This is a genomic window from Aliidiomarina haloalkalitolerans (genome assembly GCF_003987315.1).
GTDB classification, from domain to species: Bacteria; Pseudomonadota; Gammaproteobacteria; order Enterobacterales; family Alteromonadaceae; genus Aliidiomarina; species Aliidiomarina haloalkalitolerans.
In genome coordinates, this window is record NZ_PIPI01000007.1 from 30,336 (window position 1) to 56,504 (window position 26,169).

At 49.6% G+C, this 26,169-nt stretch carries 20 protein-coding genes; 7 read left to right on the top strand and 13 right to left on the bottom strand.

The features are described from left to right. Positions 1 to 97 precede the first annotated feature (97 nt). The 4 genes from CWE06_RS09555 to CWE06_RS09570 all read right to left on the bottom strand — a co-directional run bounded on the left by CWE06_RS09555 (position 98) and on the right by CWE06_RS09570 (position 5,186). A complete protein-coding gene (locus CWE06_RS09555; protein WP_126793525.1) occupies positions 98 to 3,346 on the bottom strand; it encodes a S41 family peptidase in 3,249 nt (1,082 codons plus the stop codon). Between the two features lie 54 nt (positions 3,347 to 3,400). Next, a complete protein-coding gene (locus tag CWE06_RS09560; protein WP_126793527.1) occupies positions 3,401 to 4,009 on the bottom strand; it encodes a DUF502 domain-containing protein in 609 nt (202 codons plus the stop codon). 26 nt (positions 4,010 to 4,035) lie between these two features. Next, a complete protein-coding gene (locus tag CWE06_RS09565; protein WP_126793529.1) occupies positions 4,036 to 4,464 on the bottom strand; it encodes an MAPEG family protein in 429 nt (142 codons plus the stop codon). An 83-nt stretch (positions 4,465 to 4,547) separates the two neighbouring features. Continuing rightward, positions 4,548 to 5,186: a class I SAM-dependent methyltransferase gene (locus CWE06_RS09570; RefSeq protein ID WP_241972534.1), complete on the bottom strand. Its 639-nt coding sequence runs from the start codon at positions 5,184 to 5,186 to the stop codon at positions 4,548 to 4,550. 146 nt (positions 5,187 to 5,332) lie between these two features. Here CWE06_RS09570 and CWE06_RS09575 point away from each other — a divergent pair, with 146 nt between their 5' ends. Beyond that, on the top strand, positions 5,333 to 8,752 hold the full coding sequence (locus tag CWE06_RS09575) for a PAS domain-containing hybrid sensor histidine kinase/response regulator (protein ID WP_126793533.1): 3,420 nt from the start codon (positions 5,333 to 5,335) through the stop codon (positions 8,750 to 8,752). A 25-nt stretch (positions 8,753 to 8,777) separates the two neighbouring features. After that, positions 8,778 to 9,734 carry a ChaN family lipoprotein gene (locus tag CWE06_RS09580; RefSeq protein WP_126793535.1) on the top strand — a complete coding sequence of 319 codons (957 nt, stop codon included), beginning with the start codon at positions 8,778 to 8,780 and terminating at the stop codon, positions 9,732 to 9,734. Positions 9,735 to 9,757: 23 nt separating this feature from the next. On the opposite strand, the gene CWE06_RS09585 is transcribed toward CWE06_RS09580, so the two are convergent. Both CWE06_RS09585 and CWE06_RS09590 read right to left on the bottom strand, forming a co-directional pair. Further along, positions 9,758 to 10,405 (bottom strand): response regulator, encoded by a 648-nt coding sequence (locus CWE06_RS09585; protein ID WP_126793537.1) that lies wholly within the window; start codon positions 10,403 to 10,405, stop codon positions 9,758 to 9,760. 162 nt (positions 10,406 to 10,567) lie between these two features. Then, entirely contained in the window at positions 10,568 to 12,823 is a 2,256-nt protein-coding gene (locus CWE06_RS09590; protein ID WP_126793539.1) for a TonB-dependent receptor, read from the bottom strand. A 181-nt stretch (positions 12,824 to 13,004) separates the two neighbouring features. Between CWE06_RS09590 and CWE06_RS09595 the strand changes: the two genes are divergently transcribed. The 4 genes from CWE06_RS09595 (at position 13,005) to CWE06_RS09610 (ending at position 18,751) form a co-directional block, all read left to right on the top strand. Beyond that, a complete protein-coding gene (locus CWE06_RS09595) occupies positions 13,005 to 14,300 on the top strand; it encodes a GntP family permease (protein ID WP_126793541.1) in 1,296 nt (431 codons plus the stop codon). A gap of 27 nt (positions 14,301 to 14,327) precedes the next feature. Further along, positions 14,328 to 16,010, top strand: a complete 1,683-nt coding sequence (locus CWE06_RS09600; protein WP_126793543.1) for a long-chain fatty acid--CoA ligase — start codon at positions 14,328 to 14,330, stop codon at positions 16,008 to 16,010. After that, the gene (locus CWE06_RS09605; protein ID WP_126793545.1) at positions 16,007 to 17,182 is read left to right on the top strand and encodes an E22 family MetX-like putative esterase; all 1,176 of its coding nucleotides are present in this window, start codon (positions 16,007 to 16,009) and stop codon (positions 17,180 to 17,182) included. Before CWE06_RS09600 ends, CWE06_RS09605 begins: the two co-directional genes overlap by 4 nt. 651 nt (positions 17,183 to 17,833) lie before the next feature. Beyond that, positions 17,834 to 18,751: a hypothetical protein gene (locus CWE06_RS09610; protein WP_126793547.1), complete on the top strand. Its 918-nt coding sequence runs from the start codon at positions 17,834 to 17,836 to the stop codon at positions 18,749 to 18,751. Positions 18,752 to 18,831: 80 nt separating this feature from the next. On the opposite strand, the gene CWE06_RS09615 is transcribed toward CWE06_RS09610, so the two are convergent. Further along, positions 18,832 to 20,058: a BaiN/RdsA family NAD(P)/FAD-dependent oxidoreductase gene (locus CWE06_RS09615; protein WP_275065576.1), complete on the bottom strand. Its 1,227-nt coding sequence runs from the start codon at positions 20,056 to 20,058 to the stop codon at positions 18,832 to 18,834. Between the two features lie 96 nt (positions 20,059 to 20,154). After that, positions 20,155 to 21,600, bottom strand: a complete 1,446-nt coding sequence (locus CWE06_RS09620; protein ID WP_126793550.1) for a YfcC family protein — start codon at positions 21,598 to 21,600, stop codon at positions 20,155 to 20,157. A 165-nt stretch (positions 21,601 to 21,765) separates the two neighbouring features. On the opposite strand from CWE06_RS09620, the gene CWE06_RS09625 reads away from it, so the two are divergent. Continuing rightward, a complete protein-coding gene (locus tag CWE06_RS09625) occupies positions 21,766 to 22,332 on the top strand; it encodes a YceB family lipoprotein (RefSeq protein WP_126793552.1) in 567 nt (188 codons plus the stop codon). Positions 22,333 to 22,359: 27 nt separating this feature from the next. Here CWE06_RS09625 and CWE06_RS09630 read toward each other — a convergent pair whose 3' ends face one another. Genes CWE06_RS09630 through aroK form a run of 5 tightly spaced genes read right to left on the bottom strand, consistent with a single transcriptional unit; the run spans position 22,360 to position 26,047 of the window. After that, positions 22,360 to 23,154 carry a class I SAM-dependent methyltransferase gene (locus CWE06_RS09630; RefSeq protein ID WP_198679083.1) on the bottom strand — a complete coding sequence of 265 codons (795 nt, stop codon included), beginning with the start codon at positions 23,152 to 23,154 and terminating at the stop codon, positions 22,360 to 22,362. Beyond that, complete coding sequence (locus CWE06_RS09635) at positions 23,151 to 23,591, bottom strand: GNAT family N-acetyltransferase (RefSeq protein ID WP_126793554.1); 441 nt, start codon at positions 23,589 to 23,591, stop codon at positions 23,151 to 23,153. The genes CWE06_RS09630 and CWE06_RS09635 overlap by 4 nt, the downstream gene beginning before the upstream one ends. 3 nt (positions 23,592 to 23,594) lie before the next feature. Next, positions 23,595 to 24,422: a Dam family site-specific DNA-(adenine-N6)-methyltransferase gene (locus CWE06_RS09640; RefSeq protein ID WP_126793556.1), complete on the bottom strand. Its 828-nt coding sequence runs from the start codon at positions 24,420 to 24,422 to the stop codon at positions 23,595 to 23,597. 3 nt (positions 24,423 to 24,425) lie between these two features. After that, complete coding sequence (gene aroB / locus CWE06_RS09645) at positions 24,426 to 25,526, bottom strand: 3-dehydroquinate synthase (RefSeq protein WP_126793558.1); 1,101 nt, start codon at positions 25,524 to 25,526, stop codon at positions 24,426 to 24,428. Positions 25,527 to 25,528: 2 nt separating this feature from the next. Then, complete coding sequence (gene aroK, locus CWE06_RS09650) at positions 25,529 to 26,047, bottom strand: shikimate kinase AroK (protein ID WP_126793560.1); 519 nt, start codon at positions 26,045 to 26,047, stop codon at positions 25,529 to 25,531. Between the last annotated feature and the right edge of the window lie 122 nt (positions 26,048 to 26,169).

The window sequence follows — 26,169 nt, forward strand, 5'->3', positions numbered from 1 at the left end:
GCAACTGACACCGACAATGTACCCCTACAATTAACGCCGACAAAAAAGCCCGTGTCATCAGTAACTGAGTAACACGGGCTGGGTATTGGCTTATGTATTATTTAATATCGTCGCCAGCAAAAGCGTCCATTGGTTTTGCATCGAGCTGCGGATACGGGTTTTCCCGTAATAACTCGCGCAACACTTCAATGCCACGTTCCAACTGAGCGTCTCGACCATTGAAGGTCGCAAACGGCAGGTTATCAACGACGATGTCAGGGTTAACACCTGAACCCTCGAGGATCCAACGACCGTCCATTGCGTGTTGTGGTGTTTCGGCGACGCGAGCAACACCGCGATCCGCAAGCGTATTTCGACCAGATAACCAAACCCCTGCACCCGCTGTTTGTTTACCAACCAACGGACCGAGATTAAGCGCCTTCACGCCAGCCGAGAACGTTTCGCCATCTGAATAGGTTAATTGGTCGGTTAATACCACCAATTGCCCCATAAAGGCTTGTTGCATATTGGTATAGCCGGCGCCTTTACGCGGCTGCCAGAAGCTCCACGCACGGCGTAATAGCTTCTCGATAATCCAACTATCGATATTACCACCGCGATTACGGCGGACGTCAATAATCAGACCTTCTTTTTCAAAGTTGGCATAAAACTCGCGGGCAAAGCTAGCGATGTCGCCGGCACCCATGGCGTACAGATGTAAGTAACCAAACTTACCATCACTTGCTGAAGTTACGGCGTCACGATTATTCTGCACCCACGTCTCATAACGTAAACGGTGATCACGACCTGAGCTCACCGGATTCACGACCGTTTGCAGCGACTCGCCGGCCCGATCAAGGGTCAGCAATACTTGCCGACCCGCTTGACCACGCAACGCAGTATGTAGGTCACCAGGATGCTGAATAGCGCGGCCATTCACATGCGTAATCACGTCACCACTGCGGGCGTTAACACCGGCAGCAGCAAGCGGTGCCGCTTGGTCTGGCAACTCGGGGTCGACTCGATAGATGGTATCAATGCGCACGCCATTACTAGCAATGCTATATTGAGCACCTAAAGAAGCGCTGCTTGCCCGTTCACGCGGCGCTGAATATTCGCCGCCACGCACTTGCGAGTGGAGGACATTGAGTTCGCTCAGTAGCTGCGAAAAGACATCGTCGAGTTCATGGCGATCGGTGAGTCGATCGAGTAACGGCTCATAACGAGCGCGCATTTCTTCCCAGTCGACGCCACGCATATTGCGGTCAAACAGGAAGTCGCGATGCATGAGCCAAGCGTCTCGGTACATTTGACGCCATTCTTGCTGTGGCGAAAAGGCCAGCTTCCAATCACCCGCATTCACGCGAGCCGTATTCAAACTACCAGGCAAGCGAGCCCCAGCGTCAACAATAAACATATTGGTGGCTGCGCCCTGCTGAATGAGTAAGCGCTTACCATCATTAGAAAGCTGATAACGATTGATATTGGTTCCGAACGATTCACGCTTTGGATCAGTATTAGTAAACTCGATGGTAAATAGTTCCGCTGGGTTACCCCAGCCTGCTTCGCGTGCTTGTACGTATAAGCGGTTACTATTCGCGGTCAGGTTATAGTAATTATCAGCGGCAACCGGAACTTGCCATAAACGCTCAGGCGCACCTTGAATATCATACGCTTGTTCTTTTGCTTGTTCATTGTCGCAGTGGCTGACTTCTTGTGGCGGCGCAAACGGGAAACAAGCAGAAGCTTTCAACGATACCGCATAAATTTGCGTTCTTTTATTGAAGAACGCGCCCATATTACGGTCGCCCCAAGGTGAACTTGGTGTTGCTTGATAGTTACGATCGGATAAGAAATACAGCCAGTTGCCGTCATGGCTGAACGTTGGCGAGCCCGACTCGTATTTATCAGTGGTGACCACTTGATGGGTGTCATCGGCTAACGAGTAAACCCAAACTTGGGTACGTGGCGCAAATTGGTCGTTACGGGCGAAGGCAAGTAACTCGCTATCTTGAGACCAAACTAAGCTACTTAAACCGAAGTGACCGGCTGCACCGTCTTTAATTTTGCGGTTTTCGCCACTGGCTATATTGAGCAACCACAGGTTGCCGTGCTTGTCGTCGTGGGCAATGTAGTTACCATCGGGCGAAAGAACTAGGTTCCAACGGAAGGTAACGCCGTCGTGGGTTAAGCGTTCGGCACCTTCTTTGCCATTTGCCGGGAAGCGCCAGATTTCATTTTCACCACTGTGGTCATTAAACGCGTAAACCCATTCACCGTCGTGGCTAAGAACTGCGTTGCGCGAACGACTTTCGGCTGGCGTCGCCACTTCTGCTAGGCGGCGTGCGCCTAGAGCCGCCACCGCGATTTGACTGCGCGCGGTAATTGCAACTTGATCGCTGCCACCTAAACTGACATCGGTCATATAGGCCAACGGGTTTTCCAGCCAACGCTCTTGGCGTTGGGTGAAGTCAGAGCTTAGTGTCAGTTCTAATTGACGACTCGTTTGCTGACGTAAGTCGTGAATATAAAGGTCGGCACCGCGCTGGTAAACTAAGCGGCCGTCGTGCAAGCTGGCAGACCAAACTTGCCAGTCATCGTAAAACGTGTGTTGTGTGAAATCGCTACCATTGGTGGTCATCGACCAGATATTTGGGGTGCCGTCTTCGTCACTGATGAAATAGACGCGGCCATTCCAATACATAGGACGCTTTACCGAACCAGCGTGGTCAGCCGTCAAATGCACGGCTTCTTGATTGCGGCTGCGGTCAAATCGCCAGATTTCACCTTTCGCACCACCGCGATAAACGCGAGCGTTGTCGCCAGTCGCTTGTAACCCAAAGCGCGAAAAGAACACCTGATTACCGTCGCTGCTGGTCGTGCCCTCAATGGCGTCAATCAGCGGTAACGTGGTCGTTGCCAAGGTCGCTGGGTTGACACTGCGCAAGACCCATTGGTTGGCTGGGCCGACGATATTATCAGTACTAAATAAAACTTCACCATCGGGTGTCCACGAATGCACCCGCACACGACTATTTTCGAAGCTCACGCGCTTTGGTACGCCACCACGAATCGGCATGACGTAGACTTCTGGGTCACCTTCATAGTTGGCGACAAACGCAACCCATTCACCGTCTGCGGAAATGGTCGCATTGAGCTCTTCGGCTGCATGCGAGGTTAAACGTTGAGTTTCCGAACTATGAAGATTACCGCGCCATAGGTCGCCTTCAGCGGTAAAGATGACTTGGTCTTGATGAATCGCTGGCGCGCGGTAATAGCCGGGCTCTCCAGCGCTTACAGAGATGGTTGAACTCGCCACTAAAGCAAGCACAACGGCGCTTAAACGCGCAGACGGAATGATAGTCATGAATTAATACTCTTACTTTGCAGGGAAAGGCCTTCGTGACCCCCGAGGTTTTAATTATTTTTGCTCTGGTGCGCTTTTACTGCTGCCCAGACCACCGCTCAGAACCAGTTGCAATGCTTCGGCAGGCTTCATGTCGACATTACGTGTACATGATTTCGGTACAATAATTGTATAGCCACCAATGTTGTACGCCATAGGCAGAAAAACAGCGAGTTGTTCTTCATCCATTAACGAAGACATGCGATCATCTTTTATACCGCCTTTTTTGGTGACAATGCCAATCAGTTCAACGTCTGATTGTGGGAGTTTAACGAGAACGACCGACTCGTCGGCAAAGTTTTTCCCCGACATGACTTCCATTAGCTCTTGTAGAATTCCATAAACCTGACTAGCGCCGGGGATTTTTAGCAAAATCTTACCGGGCAATTCCCATAGCCAAGAAAATGATCGCCAACGTGCGCTAAAGCCAATCACAATACAGATAATGAGAAAGCCAATAATCGCCATGCCGGGAATGTAAAAGTCCCTGTGGAGAACCATTTCCAGCAGCGGAGCCATGCGAGTTTCAACCGTGACGAGCAACCAACGCAGCAGCTCAATGGTAATCACAATGGGTAAAATAATCCCGAGCCCTTTGACGAGGCTGCGAACCACAACTCTCATAATACGGTCCTTTTCTTACGAATCACTTAGTTAAAGAGGGCAACAAAGCCGAGAATGAGGATGCCGACATTGGCAAACCAACTGAGCATAAAGAAATAACTTCGTGGGCTTGGATTCTTCTCAGTGGCGATTTGGTAATACAGCACCATATGTATAATTCGAGCAAGCACCATAACTGCCATCAAAATAGCAAGCCAGCCCGGGTCTGCACCGACTAACACGGCAAACAAACAGCCACCGATCATAGTGCCAGCGTTTTCCAAGGTATTCTGGTGGGTACGCCAAGCGCGAAAAACGAAACTACGGTGACCGGCATCGCGCGGCGGTAGACCGGGAATAGAACCAGGTTGTGACGCTTTGGTGTAACTCGCAATCAGCCATTGCAGCATAATCATGGCTAGGAGTATTCCGAGCCAAACGAAAGTCGTGTGATACGCAGTTAATTCAGGGAGCATGAGTACCCTCCTTTAATTTTAATGATCGAAGTACTCCATACAAGATAGCTGAAAACCCACGCGCAAGGTATTTATTTGGTTTTTCAGGGCTTTTGTAGAACCACAACATCGCGCTCCACGGCAATTACCGCAAGACCGAAGTGCTCTGCGACCCATGCAAATGACGCTTCCCGAAAAAAGGTGATATGAGTTGGGTCGAGGGTATAGCCCCAGCGCGAAAACGCAGCTAAATCCAGCGGCCGCTGGGTCATAATGACGAAGATTCCGCCCGATTTAAGCAGCGGAATCAGTTGGGCGAAAGCCTCGAATGGTGCTGCTAAATGCTCAAAAACTTCGGTACTTATAATGAAATCGTAGGGCTGAGTTAACAGCGCACGGTCATCAAAGTAATACAGATCATAATTGGCACAACGCAGACCTGCTTCAGCGAGTAGCAAAGAAACAGTCGGACCGGGGCCGCAACCAAAATCGAGGCCTTGGATAACTTGCGGATCAGGATGACCGGCAAAATGCTGCACGATCGGAGTGACGGCGCGGCTTAAAAAACGGCGATAGCCGAGATCATTGGGGTCATTCTCATGTAAATCGTAGAGGGCTTTCTCAGCGGCAGAAGAAATATGAAATGCTTCCGGGACAAAAACTAGAGCGCAGTTGCCGCACTGCCAATACTCCCGACCCGCAACGGGACGGCGCTGATCTTGGTGCCAAAACGTGGTTCTCAAGCTAGCACATAATGGGCAATGGGTTGAGGCAGTGTGATTAATCATGGCGTATAAATCGAAAGAACAGGTGCAACCGTTCAGATTTTCTCCTATCGTAGACGTTAACGCCTTTCCATTGGTCATAATAACGAAAAGAATAAACGCCTATGTTACCGGTTTCAGTGGTTCTTATCACGGCCATTTTATATTTGTTGATCGTCTTCTCAATCGCTGCACGCGGGGAAAAACGCGCTCATGGTGATCGTCCTCAGCCATGGCGTTATACCCTTGCTTTAGGTGTGCACTGCACCACTTGGGCATTCTATGGCACGGTCACGCAAACGGTGCACTATGGTTGGTGGTTTGCGCCGACTTATTTAGGCGGTATTTTATTCTTTCTCTTTGCGCATCGTTTAATGTTGCACATTCTGACCGTGGTCAAACAACAGAACTTTACGTCGATTGCCGACCTTATCGGTGCTCGCTACGGCAAATCCCAATTTGTTTCAGCGTTTGTGGCGCTGATCGCGTTAGTTGCGCTGGTGCCTTACATTGCCTTGCAACTACGGGCGATTACCGCAAGTTTTGCGGCCATCACTGGCGTTGACGCTGAGCAAGCGCCTTGGTTTGTTGATGTCAGTGCGGGGGTGGCCCTCGTCATGATGGTTTTCGCTATTCTGTTTGGCGCGCGCAAACTGAGCCTCTCAGAAAAACACCCAGGCTTAATGGACGCGGTTGCTTTTGAATCGGTTGTTAAGCTCGTGGCGTTCATGTTGATCGGCCTATTCTGTGTTTACCAACTGTTCGATGGTTTTGCCGACGTCTTAATCGCAGCGGCAGCAAATACAGTCACGCAAGAGATTCTCGGGGGTAAACCGCAAGGTCTCTACATCTATCTGACGCATATGTTGCTTGGGGCCTTGGCCATGCTGGTGTTGCCGCGGCAATTTCAGGTCAACTTCATCGAAAATAATCATGCGGATGAATTGAAAACCGCACGTTGGGGTTTCCCGCTGTACTTATTTGCGATTAACTTCTTTATTTTGCCGATTGCCTTGGTTGGCGGTTTGCTCGTGCCAGAACAGCGCTTTGACGACATGTTCGTGCTTGCGATTCCAGTGCTCACCGAACGCCCAGACATTAGCTTAATCGCATTTGTTGGTGGCTTAGCGGCGGCTACAAGCATGGTCATGATGGCGACACTGGCGTTGAGCATTATGATGTCGAATGATGTGTTTACACCGCTGTGGTTGCGGTTCAATAAGCTGCGAGTGCAGGAATTGAAGCTGTCTGCCGACGGCGTGCTCAATATTCGTCGTTTAACCATCATCTTGATTATTGTCCTAGCTTATTTGTATCACGAAGCGACGGAGAGCGGCGTCCCGCTGGTCAGTAATGGTTTGATCGCCATGGCCTTGCTGGCGCAGCTCGGGCCGGCACTCATTGGTGGTATGGTGTGGCAAAAAGGTAGTCGCGCCGGCGGCATCGCTGCCTTAAGCGCGGGTACTTTACTATGGACGATACTGCTGCTCATTCCGTCGTTGCGACCAAGTACTTCGCTCACCGATATCGCCATAAGTCACAGTGTGTTGATTTCTTTAGGGGTAAACTTGCTGTTGTACATTGTCGTGTCGCGCCTGTGGCCGGACTCAGCTCCAGTTCAACGGCAAGCTGGACGCTTTGTGAACCCCGATCAACAGGATATTGCTGGTGCACAAGCGAGGCATGTGACTTGGGGGCGTTTACGTTCAGTCTTAGCGCGTTTCATTGATGATCGTGAAGTACGCCGCTTGGATGATCGGTTAGGCATGACGATAGCGGTCGCACCCGCCGACAGTTGGGTTCCGGCGGCCGTTTTACAACGAATCGAGCGTGAACTTGCAGGTGCAGTCGGCAGTGCGGCTAGTCATTTAATTCTCCACAGTTTGGCACGAAAATCACCGGTCAGTGTGGATACCGTGGCTGATTGGGCCTCTGAAGCAACCAAGTTGTATCGTTTTAACCGCGAACTCTTACAAGCAAGTGTGGAAAACATCCCGCAAGGGATCAGCGTGATTGATAAAGACCTCCGCTTGGTGGCGTGGAACCGCCGTTATTTAGAGATTTTTGAGTACCCGGACGGATTTATTCACGCGGGTATGCCGGTGGTTGAGCTTCTGCGTTTTAATGCCGAGCGCGGGCTGTTCGGTCAGCCAGACACCGATATTCAACGTGAAATTAATAAGCGTTTAAGTTATTTGCGTCAGGGCAGTAGTTATCGCTATCAGCGCAAGCAACACGATGGTCAAATAATTGAGTTGCAAGGTAGCCCAATGCCAGATGGCGGCTTCGTTACCACCTACACGGACATTACCGAGCTAGTCACTGCTCAGGACGAACTGCAACGGATTAACCAAGAGCTTGAACAGCGGGTGGCGGAACGAACTCGCGAGCTGACCGATACCAACCAACAATTACAGCAAGCGAAACGGGCCGAGGAAGAGGCGCACCAAAGTAAATCGCGTTTCTTTGCCGCTGCTGGGCATGACTTAATGCAGCCGTTCAACGCGGCTTCTTTGTTTTGTGAAATGCTGCAACAGCGCCTCGCCCAAGCAAATTTACCAGACGATCATGAACTTGCACGACAAATTCAGCAGTCGCTGAATCATGCCGAGACCTTGTTGACCATGCTCTTAGAGATGACCAAGCTTGATTCAGGAACCTTAAAGCCTGAGTTTAGCGTGGTCCCTCTCAACGATATTTTGCGACCATTACAAGAGTCGTTTAAGGTTATGGCGCACGAACAGGGACTTGAGTTCCGCGTGCGGCCATCGCGCGCTTTAATTCGTACAGATAAGCGCCTGTTGATTCGGGTTATTCAGAATTTGCTCGCAAATGCCATTCGCTATACGGAAAAAGGCCGCGTCTTATGCGGGGTGCGTCGACGCTCGGCACGTCTGATTGAGTTACAAATTTGGGACACTGGCATTGGTATCCCCGCCGACAAACAAACCGAAATTTTTAAAGAGTTTCATCAATTACACCAACAGTCTGAGCACCCCGGGTTAGGACTCGGTTTGGCGATAGTCGAGCGAATGTGCCGTCTGCTTGCGATTCCTGTGACAGTGCGTTCCGAAGAAGGTCGAGGCACCTGCTTTAGCCTGCAATTGCCGGTGAGTGGTTGGCAACAGGGCCAGCAGACCGCCGAAGCTTCGAGTGAATTACTGAATAATCAACGAATATTGGCAGGAAAGCGGGTTCTAGTGCTTGATAATGAAGCCTCACTGCGCGAGGCAATTGGGAAGCTGTTGCAACAATGGGGCGCAGATGTGGTCTTATGCCATAGTCCTGCAGACGCATTAAGTGTGACCGACAAGGCGGACTTGCTTGTGGTCGACTATCATTTAGATAATCAAGAGACCGGCATTGCAGCGATTGTTGCATTGCGTGAACATTGGCAAAAGCACATTCCAGCAATTCTCATTACGGCTGATCCAGATGAGGGAATTCGCGAAGAAGTCGTGCAAGTTGGAGCAATGTTTTTACCGAAGCCGCTCAAGCAAGCGCCGTTACTGCGGATTCTCAAGCGGTTGTGGCCGCAAATGTAATGAACACATGAAGGAGTAGGGAAGTATGCGCAAATGGATGGTTGTTTTCAGCATATTCACATTTTTCACCGCGATAACAAGTGCGGCGGATGACGACTCAGTTAAAGAAGTAGGTGATCAAACAGAAAATCGTTGGCATGAGTTACATTGGCTTGCGGAGGTCCGTCAGGATCACCCGCTCGTCGGTCAGTTATGGCGGGTGGACGATGAAACCTTTGTGACCTGGCAAGACTTTCGCCAAACCTTGCCTCGCTCAGGGTGGTTGTTATTGGGCGAACAGCATGACCACCCTGACCATCATCAACTGCAACGCTGGTTCATTGAACGTATTGCAAGTGGTGACAACCTCGGTAATGTAGCGATGGAGATGATTGCCACCGACCAGCAAGAAGCGATTGATCAATGGCAAGGCGATCCTGCAGATGTGCGACCGGCTGATCTGAATTGGCCAGAACGCGGTTGGCCGTGGGTGAATTATTATCAACAGGTGACAGCTGCGTTAAATTTTGGCGACCGTTTGCTAGCAGGTGACTTGTCGATCACCGAAAAACAAGCTGTACGAGAAGAAAGTGAGACGATTGAGCGACTGTCGGAGAGTCATTCGGCATTTCTCGCTGACTTAGTGGTAACGAGCCACTGCAATTTATTCCCAGCCGACCGAGCCGATCCCATGGTTGCCATGCAAATTGCCCGTGACCAGTTTATGGCCAGACAACTTGAACGTCACAGCGTGGCTCAGAAGGTCAGTGTTTTCATTGCTGGGGCTGGTCATGTTCGAGCGGATTATGGTGTGCCAGTGTGGCTACCTGAAGACTTACCCTTTACCACAATTATTTTTGTTGCCGTGGGTGTCGCCGAGAATCCGGCGGAATATCTAGCTGATCGCTACAATGGTAAAGCACCGGCGGATTATATTTTATTTGTTCCGGCGCTTCCGGAGCGTGATTACTGTGCGGAGTTGCGACAGCAAATACAGCGTTAAAGACTTATTTGTCGTTTTTGACTTTAGACTTCTTCGTCGGCTTTCAGCATGTCGTGAAAGATAACGCCGGCTTGCGTGCGGTTGATCACACCCAGCTTACGTAAAATGGCAGAAACGTGTTGTTTAATCGTGGTTTCTTGCACATCCAATTCATAAGCAATTTGCTTATTGAGCAAGCCGTCGGCAATACAGGTCAAAACCTTAAACTGCTGTGGTGTTAGCTGCTCGAGTTTTGCCGCAAAATCTTGGTTTTCTGCACTAACTGGGCGCTTGAGTTCATCGCGCAGATGCTCAGGTAGCCAACTATCACCACCGAGAACGGTTTCTACCGCTTGGATTAACATCGGCAGTGGTGCAGATTTCGGTACATAGGCACTGGCACCAAAGGCCATGGCTCGACGGATCACGTCGATGCTTTCATTGGCAGAAACAATGAGAACAAGAACATCAGGGAATTGATTGCGAATGGCGGTGAGTCCGGTCAATCCGCGATTACCTGGCATGTTGAGGTCGAGGAATAACAGTTCGAGTTGCCTTTCCTGTTCCAGCATGGTTTGCAACTCAGTAAAGTTCTCTGCTTCGAGCACATCTGTTCCTAGCGTATTGGCTAACGCTTGCTGCAATGCGGCGCGGAATAAAGGGTGGTCATCTGCAATAATGGCTCTGGCCATAGACGTCGACTTTTTCATAGGAACTGAACCCGTGTTGTACCGCAAGTGGCGGTGAACTGCAAATATCACAGTGACATAACGCCTTGAGCCTTCAAGAAAAAAAACCACCGCTATGCGTGTACATAACGGTGGTAATCAGTCCAGAGAAACTACCCTATGGAATTAGAACCGATAGCCAACCGTAAAAGACACTTGGCGCGGATTACCGTAGTAACCAACGATGGTATCTTCACCACCTAAGCCAGCTCCGATAATGTTGCCTTGGGCATCACGTGGCGCTGCAAAGTTGTAGCCTGCTAAACGGTATTCTTTGTCAAATAGGTTTTTAACGTGCAGACCCGCATGCCACTGACCTTGGTTGTGGTACCACATTAAGCTGGTATTGGCGATGCTATATGCGCCCATATCGAGCATTGAAGGTACTTCGAAGATCTGAGTCTCGCTGCGGTAGGCAACGTTTCCAGACCAAACCAGTTCGCCATTAAAGACATTGCCGAAGTCTTGACGGAAGCCAATGTTCGCACTCCACTTCGGTGTATTCGCAAATGACCAAATACCAGAGACGTCTTCAACTTGTTGAGTATTCGGGTTAAAGAACTCAACCTTGTCAAAGCTTGCGTCGACGTAACCAAGCGTAAAGTTCATCGAGAAGGTGTCAGTTAAACGTGCAATTGACTCAATTTCGAAGCCTTGTACGGTTGCATCAGCAGCGTTCAATACTTGAGATGCTACGCCTGCTGCTACAGCTCGCTGAACAGTAACCTGCATGTCTTGATAGTCAGAGTAGAACACTGCTGCATTTAAACGAACGGAACCGTTCATTAATTCGCTTTTTATCCCAAACTCGAAAGTGTCTACAATTTCAGGATCGTACGGATTACGCGCGTCAGGGTTTAACGAGACATCGGCACGCATATCGACACCGCCTGATTTAAAGCCGTTGCTGTAGCTGGCGTAATACATCAGGTCACGGTTCGCTTGGTAAGAAACGCTCACATGCGGTGAGAAACGGCTCCAATCTGCAGAGGTTTCGAAGTCAGAGTTCACCACTAGCGGCGCACCCACGTCTTGGCCTGGATACTTCATACCCAAGTAGGTGAAGCGCTGCACATTCGCGTCTTTTTCGTCTTTGGTATAGCGGCCACCTAAGGTCAATGACCATTGATCGTCAAAGCGATATGTCCCTTGGCCAAATACCGCTTGACTCTTGGTATCCACACACCCGCCATTTTCTACGGTGACACCGAGAAGTCCAAGAACAGTGCCAAACACACCACATGCTTCACCGTCGTAATAATAGTAACCACCAACGAAACGCAGGTTGTCGCTATGGTAGTTAAACTGGAACTCTTGCGTGAACTGTTCATCTTCATAAATCGCAGGCACTAAAAGCGTCGGCTGCGGTGTGGAGTCGAAGTCGATATTGGTGTCGGTGAAACCTTCGCGTTTTGCCGTGACTGATTTGAATGACCAGTTTTCGTCAATTTCCCAATCGACCGTTAACGACATACCTTCGGTTTTCACGAAATTATCAACCGGCATTGCCGTGTCTGAGTCATACACACTGTCGTATGGCATTTGGCCGGTGACTTGGCTCTGGGTAAGGCGGTAACCACCTTTACTATTCGAGTCGTCTTCAGTACGGTCAGCAGCAAAGCGAACGCGAACCGTGTCTGACGGTAACCACATGGCACTAATACGTGCAGTTTGCAGTTCTTTATTGTAGTTATCGTCACCGGTATTGCGGTATTCACCGAATCCATCGCGATTTAATGTCGCGAATGCAGCGCCCACATAGAAGGTATCGCTGAGTGCGGTTTGCCCTGACAAATGCAGGTCGCGCTGGTTATAGCTTCCCACCGTACCGCGAATACTAAATTCGTTATCACCGGTGAGCTGGCGCGTGACGTACTTCATCGCACCACCGATGGTGTTTTTGCCATAAAGCGTACCCTGTGGTCCACGTAATACTTCCACGCGCTCAACATCGAAGACTTCTAACACTGCACCTTGTGGGCGGGCAATGTAAACGTCATCGATGTAGATACCAACACCAGGCTCAAAGCCCCAAAGCGGATCTTGTTGACCGATACCGCGAATATAGGCGGTGAGTGTCGAGTTGGTGCCGCGGCTCACTTGCATAGTGGTATTCGGCATGCGTTGTTGAAGTTCAGTAATATCAGTCAACCCAACCCGTTCCATGTCCTGATCGCTAAATGAGCTAACTGACACCGGAACTTCTTGTAGGTTTTCAACGGTACGGCGGGCGGTTACTTGAATGCGCTCTAATCGGCGTAACTCTTCATCTTCACTCGCATTATCTTGCGCCATGGCGGGCATGGCCATGCCAAACAAAGCGCTGGTTACGGCAACAGCGCAAAGGTGGCGACGAAACTGCTGTGGTTTGTTGTTGTTCATTTTGTGCTCCCCCAAGGGTCATCCTGTTTACAGGTGTTATTTTTTTGTTTCAGGCAGAACATTAGCGTAATTTGACCAATTTGTGACCTGTACCATAGTACTATGGGTAGATGAGGTAACTTGAACGACAATACGTGACAACAGATTATTAACAAATAATAAAAACCATAGAGGTTGATCTATGTTGAGCATGATTGGATTGGTGGGGGGACTGACGCTACTGATTGTTTTAACCCTCAGAGGTTGGAACTTGTTTATCAGTGCGCCGCTTTGCGCGTTAGTCGTTGCATTATGCAGCGGCATACCAGTGTTTCAGGGTGACATTAACTTTGTTGAAAACTACATGGCCGGCTTTTCAGGCTTTGTCGCTTCTTGGTTCTTCATGTTTTTGCTGGGGTCAATTTTCGGCAAGTTCATGGAAGACACGGGCGCCGCGGATAGCGTTGCTGAGTGGATTATTACTCGTCTGGGTAAAAAACAAGCGGTACTGGCCGTTGTTTTAGCTTGTGCCATTTTGACCTATGGTGGTGTCAGTGTCTTTGTTGTTGCCTTCTCTGTTTACCCGATGGCGCTGAGCTTGTTTAAAGACGCAAACTTACCCCGACGTTTTATTCCTGCCGCTTTAGCGTTTGGTTCCGTCACCTTCACCATGACCTCGGCCGGCTCACCAGAAATTCAGAATTGGATTCCAATTCAATATCTCGGCACCAGTCCATATGCCGCTTGGGAAGTGAGTTTAGTGGTGGCGGTATTCATGGCGATTTTCGGATATTGGTGGCTCATGAAGATCATCAATAAAGCGGTAGACCGCGGTGAGCATTTTGTTGAGCGCGTAGGCGATCCCGTGCTACTCGACCGCCGGCGTCCGCACCCGATTACCGGTTTAATTCCACTGGTTGTGGTATTGGCGTTGTCGTTTATTTTCCACAAAGAATACGCGCAAATGGCGCTGATCATTGCCTTGGCCGGCGGTGTCATCGCCCTCATGGTGATTAATTGGAAATACTTTCACGACATGCAAAATGCCCTGCAAGGGGCAACCACTGGCGCCCTAGTTGCCATCGGTAACACCGCGGCTGTGGTTGGTTTTGGCGCGGTAGCCCGCGTTACCCCCGCATTTGAAACAGCGGTCGTGGCCATGACGTCACTGCCCGGCAATGAGCTAGTTGGTGCCGCGGTGGCAGTCAGCGTCATCGCTGGCTTAACGGGATCCGCATCCGGCGGTCAGGTGATTGCGCTACCAGAAGTGGGGCCACATTATTTGGCCGCCGGTGTTAGCCCAGACCAACTTCACCGGGTTGTTTCAATTTCCTCTGGTGCACTCGACTCACTGCCACACAACGGCTACGTCGTGACCACCATTCGCGGTATTTGTAATGAAACACACAAAGACGCTTATTGGGCTGTGGGCGCGGTAACCGTCGTGGTACCCATGGTCGGCTTGTCGCTGGCAATTGCATTATTTAATTTCTTTTAAGTTCGAGCAGTAGAAAGAGGTAAGCCCATGCAGAGTGTAGTTGAGGACAAATCACCTACCGATTCTCAAGGTCAATTCGCCGGTAATATGATGACGACTCAGATGCTCGTGATCGATTTACTCGATTTTGGTCGCAAAACGTTTCCACAACAGGAAATTGTCAGTCGGCGACTTGAGGGCGACATTCATCGCTATACCTATGCCGACTGCTGGTGTCGCACAGGTCAGCTTGCGCATGCGCTGACGGAGTTGGGCGTGCAAGCCGGTGATTGCGTTGCGACATTAGCGTGGAATACGTACCGCCACATGGAGTTATATTATGCCGTGTCTGGCATCGGCGCGGTGCTGCATACGGTGAACCCACGCCTATTCAGCGAGCAAATTGAGTACATTATTAACCATGCGGAAGACCGTTATGTCTTCGTCGACCTCGGTTTTGTGGACATTCTCGAAGCGATTCAAGATCAACTCCCGACGGTGCGTGGTTACGTGATTCTGACTGACTCAGCGACGATGCCGAAAACATCGTTAGCCAACGCGCTCTGCTATGAAGAGCTTTTGCAGCAACAACCAGACACATTCACTTGGCCGCGCTTTGATGAGAACAGCGCGGCGTCATTGTGTTATACCTCAGGAACCACAGGTCACCCGAAAGGCGTCTTGTACTCGCACCGTGCTCTTGTACTTCATGCCCAAGCAACGGTGTCCCGTGCTTTGTTAGACCTACAGAGCGATACGGTGCTACTGCCGATGGTCGCTATGTACCATGCGAGCGCATGGGGCGCACCCTATGCGGCGCCACTGGCTGGCAGTAAGCTGGTTTTGCCGGGCAAAGGCATGGACGGTGCCAGTATGTGGGAGCTAATAAAGTCTGAACAAGTTAATGTCGGACTCGGCGTACCGACGATATGGTTAACCTTGCACAATTATCTAACTGAACAAGAAATAACGGTCACGCCACTCGAACGTGTATGTGTCGGCGGCGCTGCGTCACCTATTGGCATGGTTCGAACGTATGCCGAACGCTACAACGTTTATTGGCAACCAATTTGGGGTATGACCGAAACAGCACCGCTGGCGACTTCATTGCCACCAACTTCGGCATTACTCGCCTTGCCCAAGGAACAGCGCTATGAATTACAAACCACTGCTGGCCGCGCTGCGTTTGGGGTGGAGATGGACATCTTTGACGCTGACGACCAGCCCGTCGCACACGATGGCACAAGCTCGGGTGAATTGCGCGTACGTGGGCCTTGGATTTGCAGCCAGTACTATAAGAACGATGATCTGAGTAGTTTCCCGAATGGGTGGTTAGCTACAGGTGACATTGCGGTGATTGACCCGCAAGGATACATGCGCGTGGTTGACCGGAAGAAAGACGTTATTAAAAGTGGCGGCGAGTGGATCAGTTCATTAGAAATCGAAAACATTGTCAGTTTGCACGAAGCTGTGAATGAATGCGCTGTGGTGGGTGTGAAACATCCCAAATGGGATGAACGGCCATTATTACTAGTGGTCTTAAACAAAGGCATGCAGGCGGACCAAGCGACCATACTCGAATACTTGCACGGTAAAATTGCTAAGTGGTGGTTACCGGACGCGGTCGAGTTTGTTGCTGAATTGCCGAAGACAGGCACGGGTAAAGTGCGTAAAAATGACTTACGCGACCAATACTTTCATTATTTAAGTACACAAGGAAAAACCTCATGAAGAAGATTTGGCTATTTAGTTTCGCTTTGTTCTTGAGTGTTCATACATCATTGGCTGCAGAACTCCCGCTGGTTGAGAAGCAAGTATTTACGACCACTGACTTTGTGACATTCGGTGGCGAAACCATTGCCGAAGTGCAAGTTGGCTGGGAGGCTTATGGACAACTCAATGAACAGAAAGACAACGTGATTTTGGTCACCCATTTCTTTTCTGGTAATAGTCATGCGGCCGGTAAATACAGCGCAGATGACCCCCAAGCTGGCTATTGGGATGCATTAATTGGGCCGGGTAAAACCATCGATACGAATAAATTTTATGTGATCAGTGTGGACACGTTAGTCAACCAAGAGCCTCATAACCCGAATGTGACAACAACCGGACCAGCAAGTATTAACCCGGCCACTGGCAAACCTTATGGATTAGACTTCCCGGTCGTGACCATTCGTGATTTCGTCAACGTGCAAAAGCTTGTGCTCGAGTCGCTAGGTATTGAGCGGCTGCATGCGGTAATTGGTGCTTCAATGGGTTCATTGCAGGCGCTGGAGTGGGCAGTCACTTATCCTGACCAAGTCGAGCGACTGATTCATGTGATTGGCATGGCCGAGGCCGACCCGTGGACGATTGCCAACTTGCAGCAGTGGGCGCAACCTATTTTACTCGATCAAAACTGGAACGGTGGTGATTATTACGGCGGAGAAGCTCCGCAACAGGGATTGCAAACGACATTAGGCATGATCACATTAGGTTCATTGCACCCGCGTATTGTAAATCAGCTTTATGCGGCCACATCGGCTCGTGAGTCAGCCCCGTTACAAGATATTCGTAATAATTTCTCAATTGTCGAACAGTTACGTGGGTTAGCAGCGATGCGCGCGCAGTACGCCGATGCGAACCATGTTTTATATTTAATTCGCGCAAATCAGCTCTTTCTTGCAGGCATGGGTGAAACGCTGGACGAGGGGTTGGCTCGGGTCGAAGCGAAAACCCTCGTGCTCCCAGCCGCAAATGACTTGCTATTACAGCCCTATTTAAGTGAACGTCTGTATCAATTATTACAAGAGCACGAAAAAGATGTCACATTTTTACCGCTTGAAGGCGACTGGGGGCATTTGGATGGTGTTTATGGTGTCATGCAACATCATGAAATAATTAAAGAATTCCTTAATGAATAGAAACCAATATTAGATGTTGCTGACGTTAACATTTTGTAACAATTTGAGGGTTTGCCACTACATAAGCCTATGATACATTTCATATCACAAGGTTAGTTATGAAAGTGTGATTTAGTTCGTTTCAAATGGAACGAGACGGACAAACGGATAAAAGCACTTGAGCAGGGACCGATTTAAACTGCTTGCAGCGAAGATACGGTATGCTCAAAGTCGAAAGTTTCAAGTACTTATAATGGACCCTTAAGTCACTTTCGAACAATTGGAATTAGGACAACTCTCACGAGTCAGCAAATGGAACTTGTAGGCCTCAAGGAAGAGGTCGCCCCAACCCCGTTTAGGGGTTTTTTTGTGTCCATAAAACCCTTCCAGCCTGTGAATTCACCTCAATTAGTAAGGGTAAACCCCCTGTGTTTTTACTTTTCTTATCAAAATCAGTATATCAAACGTCATAGATGATGCGAAAAGCATTTCAATTTTCAAGCAGTTACAGGGCTATGATCTTTGACAGATATAGTTGTTTTTTTAAACAGTTTCTATAGTTAACTGCCCGGAATATGACGCACATTTTGTTCATGGAATCAGAGCGAAATGGAATCAATTCGGTGATCAAAGGTTGCACTAATTGATTAATAATAGGAAGAAGGCATTTTTATGAAACTATTAACCCCCCTCTGTTCATCAGTCATGCTTGCTGCACTGATGTTCATTGCAAATCCAGCTGCAGCAGAAGAACAATGTCAAACACTTTGGGCGGGTCAGCACAATGATGCTGGCGAAGTCTGTGTGTCTAACGACAACGATGAAATCACAATCACAGTCACAGGCCATAATGGTTGGGATATTTATGATACGCAATTGGCACTTGGATTGAGTAAGTCGGATATTCCGACGAATCGTCCAGGTAACCCGATTATTGGTCACTTCCCGTATACCGGCGTGCCAGAGAACAATACGTACACCTATACGTTCCCGCTGTCTGACTTTGGTGCGACATGCGATTCACTATTCTACATTGCATTGCATGCAAACACTTCAGGTGGCGAAACCGCGTGGGCTGATGGTAATCGTTTCGTTCAGCGCGGTAATTGGGCGACTTATTTCACCTATCAAGCCTCTTGCGATACACCGCCGCCACCACCTCCAGGTGACATGACTTGTGAAACCGCTTATGCGTTCGGCAATGTTGAGTTAAATACGCTTGGTCAAGCAAATCGTTGGGGTTGGGCAATCGAAGGTATTGCCGCAGGAACTTATAACCAATCAGCTACCATTTGGGCAGGTGCTGGTCAGAATGACACTTCTAAAGGCGTCGATGTTGGCTTCATCAACTATAGCTTTAGCACTTCTGGCCTACTGACAGTCGATGTCTATGCTCATGCAGGCATGTACTTCACTGAGGCGCACTTATTTGCCGGTACTGGCTACCCTAGCAATGTTGCTGCTAATGGAAGCTTTACATTCCAGTGGGAAAATACCCAGGGTGCAAACACCATCTTCTTCGAAGAAGAAGTTGACGGTGACCCAATCAACATGATTCTTCATCTTGTTGCTTGCCATCCGGAAGATTGATAGACATTGTGCTCAAGTCATCCGACAGCTAAAACACAAGGCGCTACTCCGGTAGCGCCTTTTTTTATCCGTAGCATCCATTAAACCGACTGACCTGCTACCCAGCCAGAACTCCAGGCCCATTGAAAGTTATAGCCACCGAGCCAACCGGTAACGTCGAGGACTTCACCGACAAAGAACAAACCAGGCTGTAACTTACTCTCCATGGTTTTTGAACTGATTTCATCGACATTCACGCCGCCTAACGTCACTTCTGCAGTGCGATAGCCTTCGGTGCCATTTGGCAGCAGTGGCCATTCATTGAGGCTGTGCGCAATGGCTTGCATGGTGGAATTGCTCAAATCGGCCAGGCGTTGGTCGGGCCAACCCGCGTAACGAGCTAATACCTGCACTAAGCGTTTGGGCAATAATTGACTGAGGGCATTGCTCAGCAGCACCCGGGGCTGCGATTGTTTCGCTTCCTGCAACCAGCTGTATAGATCTTGGTCTGGAAGGAGGTTAATGGAGACTCTTTCACCCGGCAGCCAATACGATGAGATTTGTAAAATCGCTGGACCGCTCACACCGCGGTGAGTAAACAAAAGTGCCTCGCGAAATGAAGTACGGTCATTACTGGCAACAACATCAGTAGCTACGCCAGACAGCTCCGCTAGTTGTTCTTTGTCGCGCTCGTGCAAGGTAAATGGTACTAAGCCCGCACGGACAGGGATAATGCTATGCCCGAATTGTTCTGCCAGCTTATAACCGAATGGGGTTGCGCCCAGTTTTGGCATCGACAAACCACCGCAGGCAACAATCAGTTTGTTAGCTTGGAAGTCACCTTGACTTGTCGCGAGTTGATAGCCTTCGTTTTGGTTACTGACGCCGAAAATTTCCGTGCGCAATTGGACTTTCACACCAGCTTGGCGGCATTCGCTGAGCAACATATTGACGATGTCTTTGGCAGAGTGGTCGCAAAACAACTGGCCGAGGGTTTTTTCATGCCAAGGAATCTGATGTTTATCAACAAGCGCAATAAAGTCCCATTGAGTGTAGCGTTTCAAGGCTGACTTGCAGAAATGAGGGTTTTGCGACAAATAATTCTCAGGACTGGCATACAGGTTAGTGAAATTGCAGCGACCACCGCCACTGATGAGAATCTTCTTGCCCGCCTGTTTGGCATGGTCGAGTAATAGTACCGAGCGACCCCGGTTGGCGGCGGTTATGGCGGTCATAAGGCCGGCCGCACCAGCGCCAATGACAATGACATCATAGACCGCTGCTGTGTTTGTTGCCGTGCTTTTTCCGGTGCTGTGTTCTGCGCTCACCCAATCATTTCCTTTCGACTCAATTTTTATTAATAGCAACTTCTCAAAAAAAAGGCCCCACCAAATTGGCAGGGCCCATTTTAGCATAACTTCGACTTAGCCGATGTGTGCCTGCAATGAACTTTCGAGTACCATCGCAGTGACTTCCGGTTGGTAATCAGCACCATAACCGAAGATAACCGCGAGTACGAGCACCACAGTACAAGCGAGCATGAGTTTAATCAGCAACGGCATACAGAAGCGGAACCAACGGTCGTAAGGTACACCGGCAATCCCGATGATCCCCATGAGTACGGCATTGGTTGGTACGATCATGTTCGAGAAACCGTCACCGAACTGGTAAGCCAAAACTGCAACTTGGCGCGGTACGCCAACCAGATCGCTCAGCGGTGCCATGAGTGGCATGGTGACAAATGCCTGACCCGAACCCGATGGCACAAACAAGTTAAGAATGGTCTGAATAATCAGCATACCGACCGCCGATAGTGCGGCTGGAACGTGTGACAGCGGCATCGACAGGCCATTGACGATACTGTGCAGCACCTGTCCGTCTTCAAGAATTAGCGCAATACCACGAGCAATACCAATTAAAACGGCGGTGGTAGTCAGGTCTTTGACACCTTCAATGAAGCTATCGGCCGCTTCGTCGAACTTGAGGCGACCGAGCACGGTAATCAGCAAGCCCCAACCAACAAAACAGGCGCCTAGTTCATAGAGATACCAACCGTATTGCGAAATGCCGTAGATGGCGATGGCAATGGTGACCAAGAAGGTGCCAAGAATTAGGCGATGGCGACCGTTAAGTTGTGGGTAAGCTGCTTGCTCCTGACCGTTAAGTGGGCAAGGTAAGTCGGCAACCAACGATTGTGACGGGTCGGCTTTGACTTTTTTGGCGTAACTCCACACGTGGTGGAAGGCAATTAACACGAACGGCAGAATAATTGCCAGGCGTAGCCACAAGCCTGAGTATGGTGGTACCTCGGCAATGCCTTGTGCGATAAGAACGGTGAATGGGTTAAACGCCGACACCCCATAACCGACACCATAGCCAGCCACCGTCATCCCCACCGCGGTCATGCTGTCGAGCTTCATGGCTTTACACAAGGCCACAAGAATCAAGACAAAGGGAATGTACTCACCGGCCGTACCTATAGCGCCGGATGCGAGGGAGAAGAAGAATATAACCATGAAAATTAATTTTTCAGGGCGATCTCGGTGCTTCTCAAGTAAGCGACCAATTAAGGCGTCGACTGTACCTGTGCGGCGCGCAATTGCCAGTACACCACCGACAATAAAGACAAAGAAGATAATGTCTTGAGCGGCAGCGAATGCCCGCGGAACCGCTGTCAGTAATTGCCATGGCGTGAGTAACTCGCGTTCTTCAACAAGTTCATAAGTACCAGGAACGACGACGCTACGACCGCTCTCGGTTAATTCAGTTTGGAAAAACCCTTGGGGTACTATCCAAGTCGCAATCATCGCGACGATCATCATGCCGAAAAGCAACGTGAGCGTATGCGGGACTTTAAATGCTTTCTTCATAGAAAGACCTTCGTTGTTGTTATCAGTGTTAAAATCCGCCCAAGTTTACCTGAGCAAGCGCAGACAAACAAACCACCCAACCGTGTGGAATCGGTTTCTTATCGCATGCTTTTGCCGTAAACTTTTCTTCTAATCGAATACCGAATCATATAGGAGATTTCGGCAATGCGGTATGTTCAGTGGATGTTTTTTGCACTTGTGTTGGTGTTAACCACCGGGTGTTCACAGATGACACAGCTTGCAAGCTATCGAGTGAATGAAGCCGACCTTGAGCAATTACTGCTGCGCCAGTCGGAGAACTTGACGGACCGAGTGACGATTATGGGCATGCGGGTCCCCCTAAAAGTCGAGCAATTGCAGGCGAAAATTGGCCCAGATGGCAGTGACCTCGTTGAATTGACGACGGCCTTAAAATTGGAACTCTCATTGCTTGGGTTTGAATACCCCATTGCTATGCAGATGACAGTGTCTGGCGCACCGATCTACGACGGTACCGAAAAAGCAATTTTTGTTCGGAGGCTAGAAATTAAAGACTCGTCGATTGATGCCGGTGGCTATCGCGGTAGTTTAAATGCGCTTGATCAGCAGGTCTTAGATTTGTTAGATGACTTTTTGGCGGAACAACCGGTGTATCGATTGAACCCAGACGAACCGATTCAGCGTGCACTAATGCAAATTCCGGTAAACATGACCGTACAAGAAGGCTTTATTCGTTTGAGTCCTGGTCGTTAACTGCTGGTTGGCTTTCCCTGGTTGGCTTTACCTGTTTGACTTTACATACGGCGCTTTAACATAGACATCAAAACGATGTTTCTTGCTGGCGATTTGCGTACTTGGGGTCTGCCCAGCAAGAAATGGCGCTTTGGCAGGACGCTTAACGACGACGCGATGTTTGGCCAGTGCCAAAGCCGCGGGCAACAAGCCATCGGCATCTAAATCTGCACCGGCAAGGTGCTGCAGAATTTGCATGTCTTTTTTGACGGCTGCAGACTTTTCCCGTTCTGGGAACATCGGGTCTAAATACACAGCATCAATGCCTAAGTCCTGCAAATCGGCAGGCATTTCACTATATTCGAGTAACGAGCCACGAGGCAGCACATGCGCATTCAGCGCCCACTGCACTTTTTCTTGTGCTTGCTGGTATTGCTGTAAATGCAAAACGGCTTGGTCGAGCAATGCGTGAATAGCTGGATGACGCTCGAGGAGCCACACTTCACAGCCAGCATGGGCAAGCATTAAACCGTCACGACCAAGCCCCGCCGTGGCGTCAAGAATGCGCGGGCGAATACCTTTAGCAACGCCAAGTGCGCGCACCACAGCTTCTTGTTTGCCGCCACCAAGCTGTTGTCGCCAAGCTTGTCGACCACGGCTATAGTCGAGAACTAAAGGTTGGTAGTCGGGACGTGCGGACCAACGTAATTGCAGGCCGTCACGTGTAAGCTCCAGAATGAAGTCATGATCGGTTGCCGTGGGACTTAGCTGATAATCAGCCGCAAGCTTTGCTGCAGCGGCTTGCAGCTCAGGTTCTGCAGCAACAAGGGCAACCGTGTTCACCGGCGATATTCCATCAATTTATGTGGGATACCGTCTTCTAAGTATTCATCGCCAATCGCAACAAAACCTAAAGAACCGTAAAATTCGAGCAGATAGGTTTGCGCATTCAGTTCGATGGGTTGCTCAGGTGCGCGCGCTAAAATTTCTGTCATGGCGCGTTCCATCAATAGGCGACCATAGTTTTTGCCACGCCCGCGCTGATGCACAACAACGCGACCAATTTCAGACGTTTCGTTCCCCGGACAATGCAAACGGGTATAGGCGACTAAACCTTCGTCGTCATAGCCGCATAAATGCAACCAATTCGCGTCAGTGCCATCAATATCATGGTAGGGACAGTTCTGTTCGACAATAAATATGTCTTGGCGCAAGCGCAAAATGTCGTGCAATTGACGAGTGTTGAGTTCGTCAAAAGTCGAAACGCGAAAACGTAACATAAACTACCTCCGTGGTAATGGCACAAAATACGCGAGTAACTCACCTACTTTATTACGAGTGGCACCATTTTGGCTAATAAAGCGATGCACTTGCAGCATGGTTAATTCCGCATGCTCGTAAAATATACGAGCAGTTTCTGTATCGTGATTACTAATGAGTACGGGAATACCGCGCTTGCGTGCGGCATGGGTGGCTTTTTGCGCCAATAAAAGTTGCTCATCGAGCCCAAAACCATTGCCAGCATAACTAGTAAAATTTGCCGTTGGGCTCAGTGGCAAATACGGCGGATCACAGTAGATGACGTGACCTTGCCGCGCCCGTCGGAAGCTGTTCTGAAACGGCTCGCAGGTAAACGTCGCTTTGCGTGATTTCTCGGCGAAAAACTCTAGTTCAGCTTCAGGAAAATAAGGCGCGCGATAGCGACCAAACGGCACGTTGAACGCACCTTTACTGTTATAGCGACATAATCCATTGTAGCCATGGCGGTTTAAATAGAGAAACAAGAGCGACCGCAAGTAAGGGTCTGTACTCTGATTAAACTGTTCACGAATACTGTAATACGCACTTTCTTGATTATTCGCAGCGACAAAAAACCGCCGCGCATCCTCGATATAAGTTTTCGGCCGGCGCTTTAAGATTTTATAAAGGTTAATTAAGTCTGGGTTAATATCGTTCAGCAGGTACTGGTCGTAATCCGTATTTAAGAAAACTGAACCGGCACCAACAAACGGCTCAATGAGTTTGTCACCGGGAGGAAGCAAGCGCCGAATTGGCTCAACTAAGGTGTATTTTCCGCCAGCCCATTTGAGGAATGCGCGCTGCTTTTTCATAAATTATAAAATCGCCACTAGTTGCTGCTGAGTGATGTCGTCAACGATAACTGCTGCGCCAATCGCGGTGGGTAGAATAAAGCGAATCTTGCCAGCTTTGACCTTTTTATCACGTGACATTAGCGCAATCCAATCGTCTGCGGTCATACTTGCCGGTGGCGTGAGCGGTAAGCCGCTTTTTTGCAATAGCTTTTCAATCCGTTGGCAATCGGTTACTGCTAGATGACCTGTTTGTGCGGCGAGACGACTCGCCATAAGCATCCCAGCTGCTACAGCTTCACCGTGCAACCAGCTTTGATACTTGGTATATGATTCGATCGCATGGCCGAACGTATGGCCAAGGTTCAACAGCGCCCGCACGCCTTGCTCGGTTTCATCGGCAGCGACGACGTCGGCTTTTATTTCACAACTACGACGAATGGCGTAAATTAACGCCGCAGAATCACGAGCTAAGATTGCGTCGAGGTTGCTCTCGAGCCAATCGAAAAACTCGCCGTCGGCCATAATGCCGTACTTAATCACTTCGGCTAAACCAGCAAGGAACTCGCGGTCGGGTAAGGTAGCTAGTGTTGCAATATCGATGAGTACCGCACTTGGTTGGTGAAATGCACCGACCAAATTTTTCCCACCCGGATGATTAATCGCTGTTTTGCCGCCAACAGAAGAGTCAACTTGTGCTAATAAGGTGGTCGGCACTTGCACAAACGGCACGCCACGCTGCCATGTTGCGGCGACAAAGCCTGCTAAGTCGCCAACCACGCCGCCACCAAGCGCCACGATAATGCAATCGCGGCTCACCTGTTGGCTAGTTAGGTGATCAACAATGGCGCTGAACGAAGCGAGCGACTTGAATTGCTCGCCATCATCCATGAGCGCGACATCGGCAGCCTGGTGATTAAAACCGGCGGCGACAATGCTTGCTTGAGCGGTGGCCAAATAGTGCTGGGCAACAGTGGGGTTACTAATGATGAAGACGCGGCGATTGGTGTTTGCGAACGTCTCAGCAAGGAGCGCACCAAGTTGGTGCAATGTCTTAGCGCCAATTGCGATGGGGTAACGGCGAGAGCCGAGTTCAACAAAAATGCGTTGCTCGCCGTGCGACATGATTATTCCCCTAACTGTTCAATAATTTGATTCGCTACTAATTTTGCACTTTGTTCGTCGGTTTCGATAGTGATATCGGCAATTTCTTCGTAGAGAGGATCACGAATTTCAGCCAATGCTTCAAGAACTTCTCTTGGGTTGTCGGCGTCCGCAATGAGTGGACGACGCTTGTCGCGCTGGGTACGGGCAACTTGCTTATCGATCGTTGTCTTCAGGTAAACGACGACGCCGCGTGCCGACAAACGCATACGATTCTCTTTACTTAAAATCGAGCCGCCGCCGGTGGCTAAGACAATTCCAGTATTTTCGGTTAATTCACCAATCACTTTTTCTTCGCGATCACGAAATCCTTCTTCCCCTTCTAGCTCAAACACCCAGCTAATATCGGCGCCAGTGCGACGTTCAATTTCACTGTCCGAGTCAAAAAACTCTAGGTGGAGGGATTTGGCGAGTTGTCGCCCGATGGTGCTTTTGCCGGCCCCCATGGGACCAATTAGGAATATGTTACGCTTCTCAGCCATAGCTTATGTACGTCACTTCTTAGAATACTTTAAGTTAAATTCGTTCGTTGAGTGTAGATCCACCCCTGTGCCCCGAAAAAAAGACAGGCGATTATCGCAATTTGTCTGACGTATGGCAACCA

What these genes read in the sequence shown, in the direction of transcription:
- CWE06_RS09555 (WP_126793525.1), bottom strand. Translation starts at nt 3,346, where the DNA reads ATGACTATCATTCCGTCTGCGCGTTTAAGCGCCGTTGTGCTTGCTTTA.
- CWE06_RS09560 (WP_126793527.1), bottom strand. Translation starts at nt 4,009, where the DNA reads ATGAGAGTTGTGGTTCGCAGCCTCGTCAAAGGGCTCGGGATTATTTTA.
- CWE06_RS09565 (WP_126793529.1), bottom strand. Translation starts at nt 4,464, where the DNA reads ATGCTCCCTGAATTAACTGCGTATCACACGACTTTCGTTTGGCTCGGA.
- CWE06_RS09575 (WP_126793533.1), top strand. Translation starts at nt 5,333, where the DNA reads ATGTTACCGGTTTCAGTGGTTCTTATCACGGCCATTTTATATTTGTTG.
- CWE06_RS09580 (WP_126793535.1), top strand. Translation starts at nt 8,778, where the DNA reads ATGCGCAAATGGATGGTTGTTTTCAGCATATTCACATTTTTCACCGCG.
- CWE06_RS09585 (WP_126793537.1), bottom strand. Translation starts at nt 10,405, where the DNA reads ATGGCCAGAGCCATTATTGCAGATGACCACCCTTTATTCCGCGCCGCA.
- CWE06_RS09590 (WP_126793539.1), bottom strand. Translation starts at nt 12,823, where the DNA reads ATGAACAACAACAAACCACAGCAGTTTCGTCGCCACCTTTGCGCTGTT.
- CWE06_RS09595 (WP_126793541.1), top strand. Translation starts at nt 13,005, where the DNA reads ATGTTGAGCATGATTGGATTGGTGGGGGGACTGACGCTACTGATTGTT.
- CWE06_RS09600 (WP_126793543.1), top strand. Translation starts at nt 14,328, where the DNA reads ATGCAGAGTGTAGTTGAGGACAAATCACCTACCGATTCTCAAGGTCAA.
- CWE06_RS09605 (WP_126793545.1), top strand. Translation starts at nt 16,007, where the DNA reads ATGAAGAAGATTTGGCTATTTAGTTTCGCTTTGTTCTTGAGTGTTCAT.
- CWE06_RS09610 (WP_126793547.1), top strand. Translation starts at nt 17,834, where the DNA reads ATGAAACTATTAACCCCCCTCTGTTCATCAGTCATGCTTGCTGCACTG.
- CWE06_RS09620 (WP_126793550.1), bottom strand. Translation starts at nt 21,600, where the DNA reads ATGAAGAAAGCATTTAAAGTCCCGCATACGCTCACGTTGCTTTTCGGC.
- CWE06_RS09625 (WP_126793552.1), top strand. Translation starts at nt 21,766, where the DNA reads ATGCGGTATGTTCAGTGGATGTTTTTTGCACTTGTGTTGGTGTTAACC.
- CWE06_RS09635 (WP_126793554.1), bottom strand. Translation starts at nt 23,591, where the DNA reads ATGTTACGTTTTCGCGTTTCGACTTTTGACGAACTCAACACTCGTCAA.
- CWE06_RS09640 (WP_126793556.1), bottom strand. Translation starts at nt 24,422, where the DNA reads ATGAAAAAGCAGCGCGCATTCCTCAAATGGGCTGGCGGAAAATACACC.
- aroB (WP_126793558.1), bottom strand. Translation starts at nt 25,526, where the DNA reads ATGTCGCACGGCGAGCAACGCATTTTTGTTGAACTCGGCTCTCGCCGT.
- aroK (WP_126793560.1), bottom strand. Translation starts at nt 26,047, where the DNA reads ATGGCTGAGAAGCGTAACATATTCCTAATTGGTCCCATGGGGGCCGGC.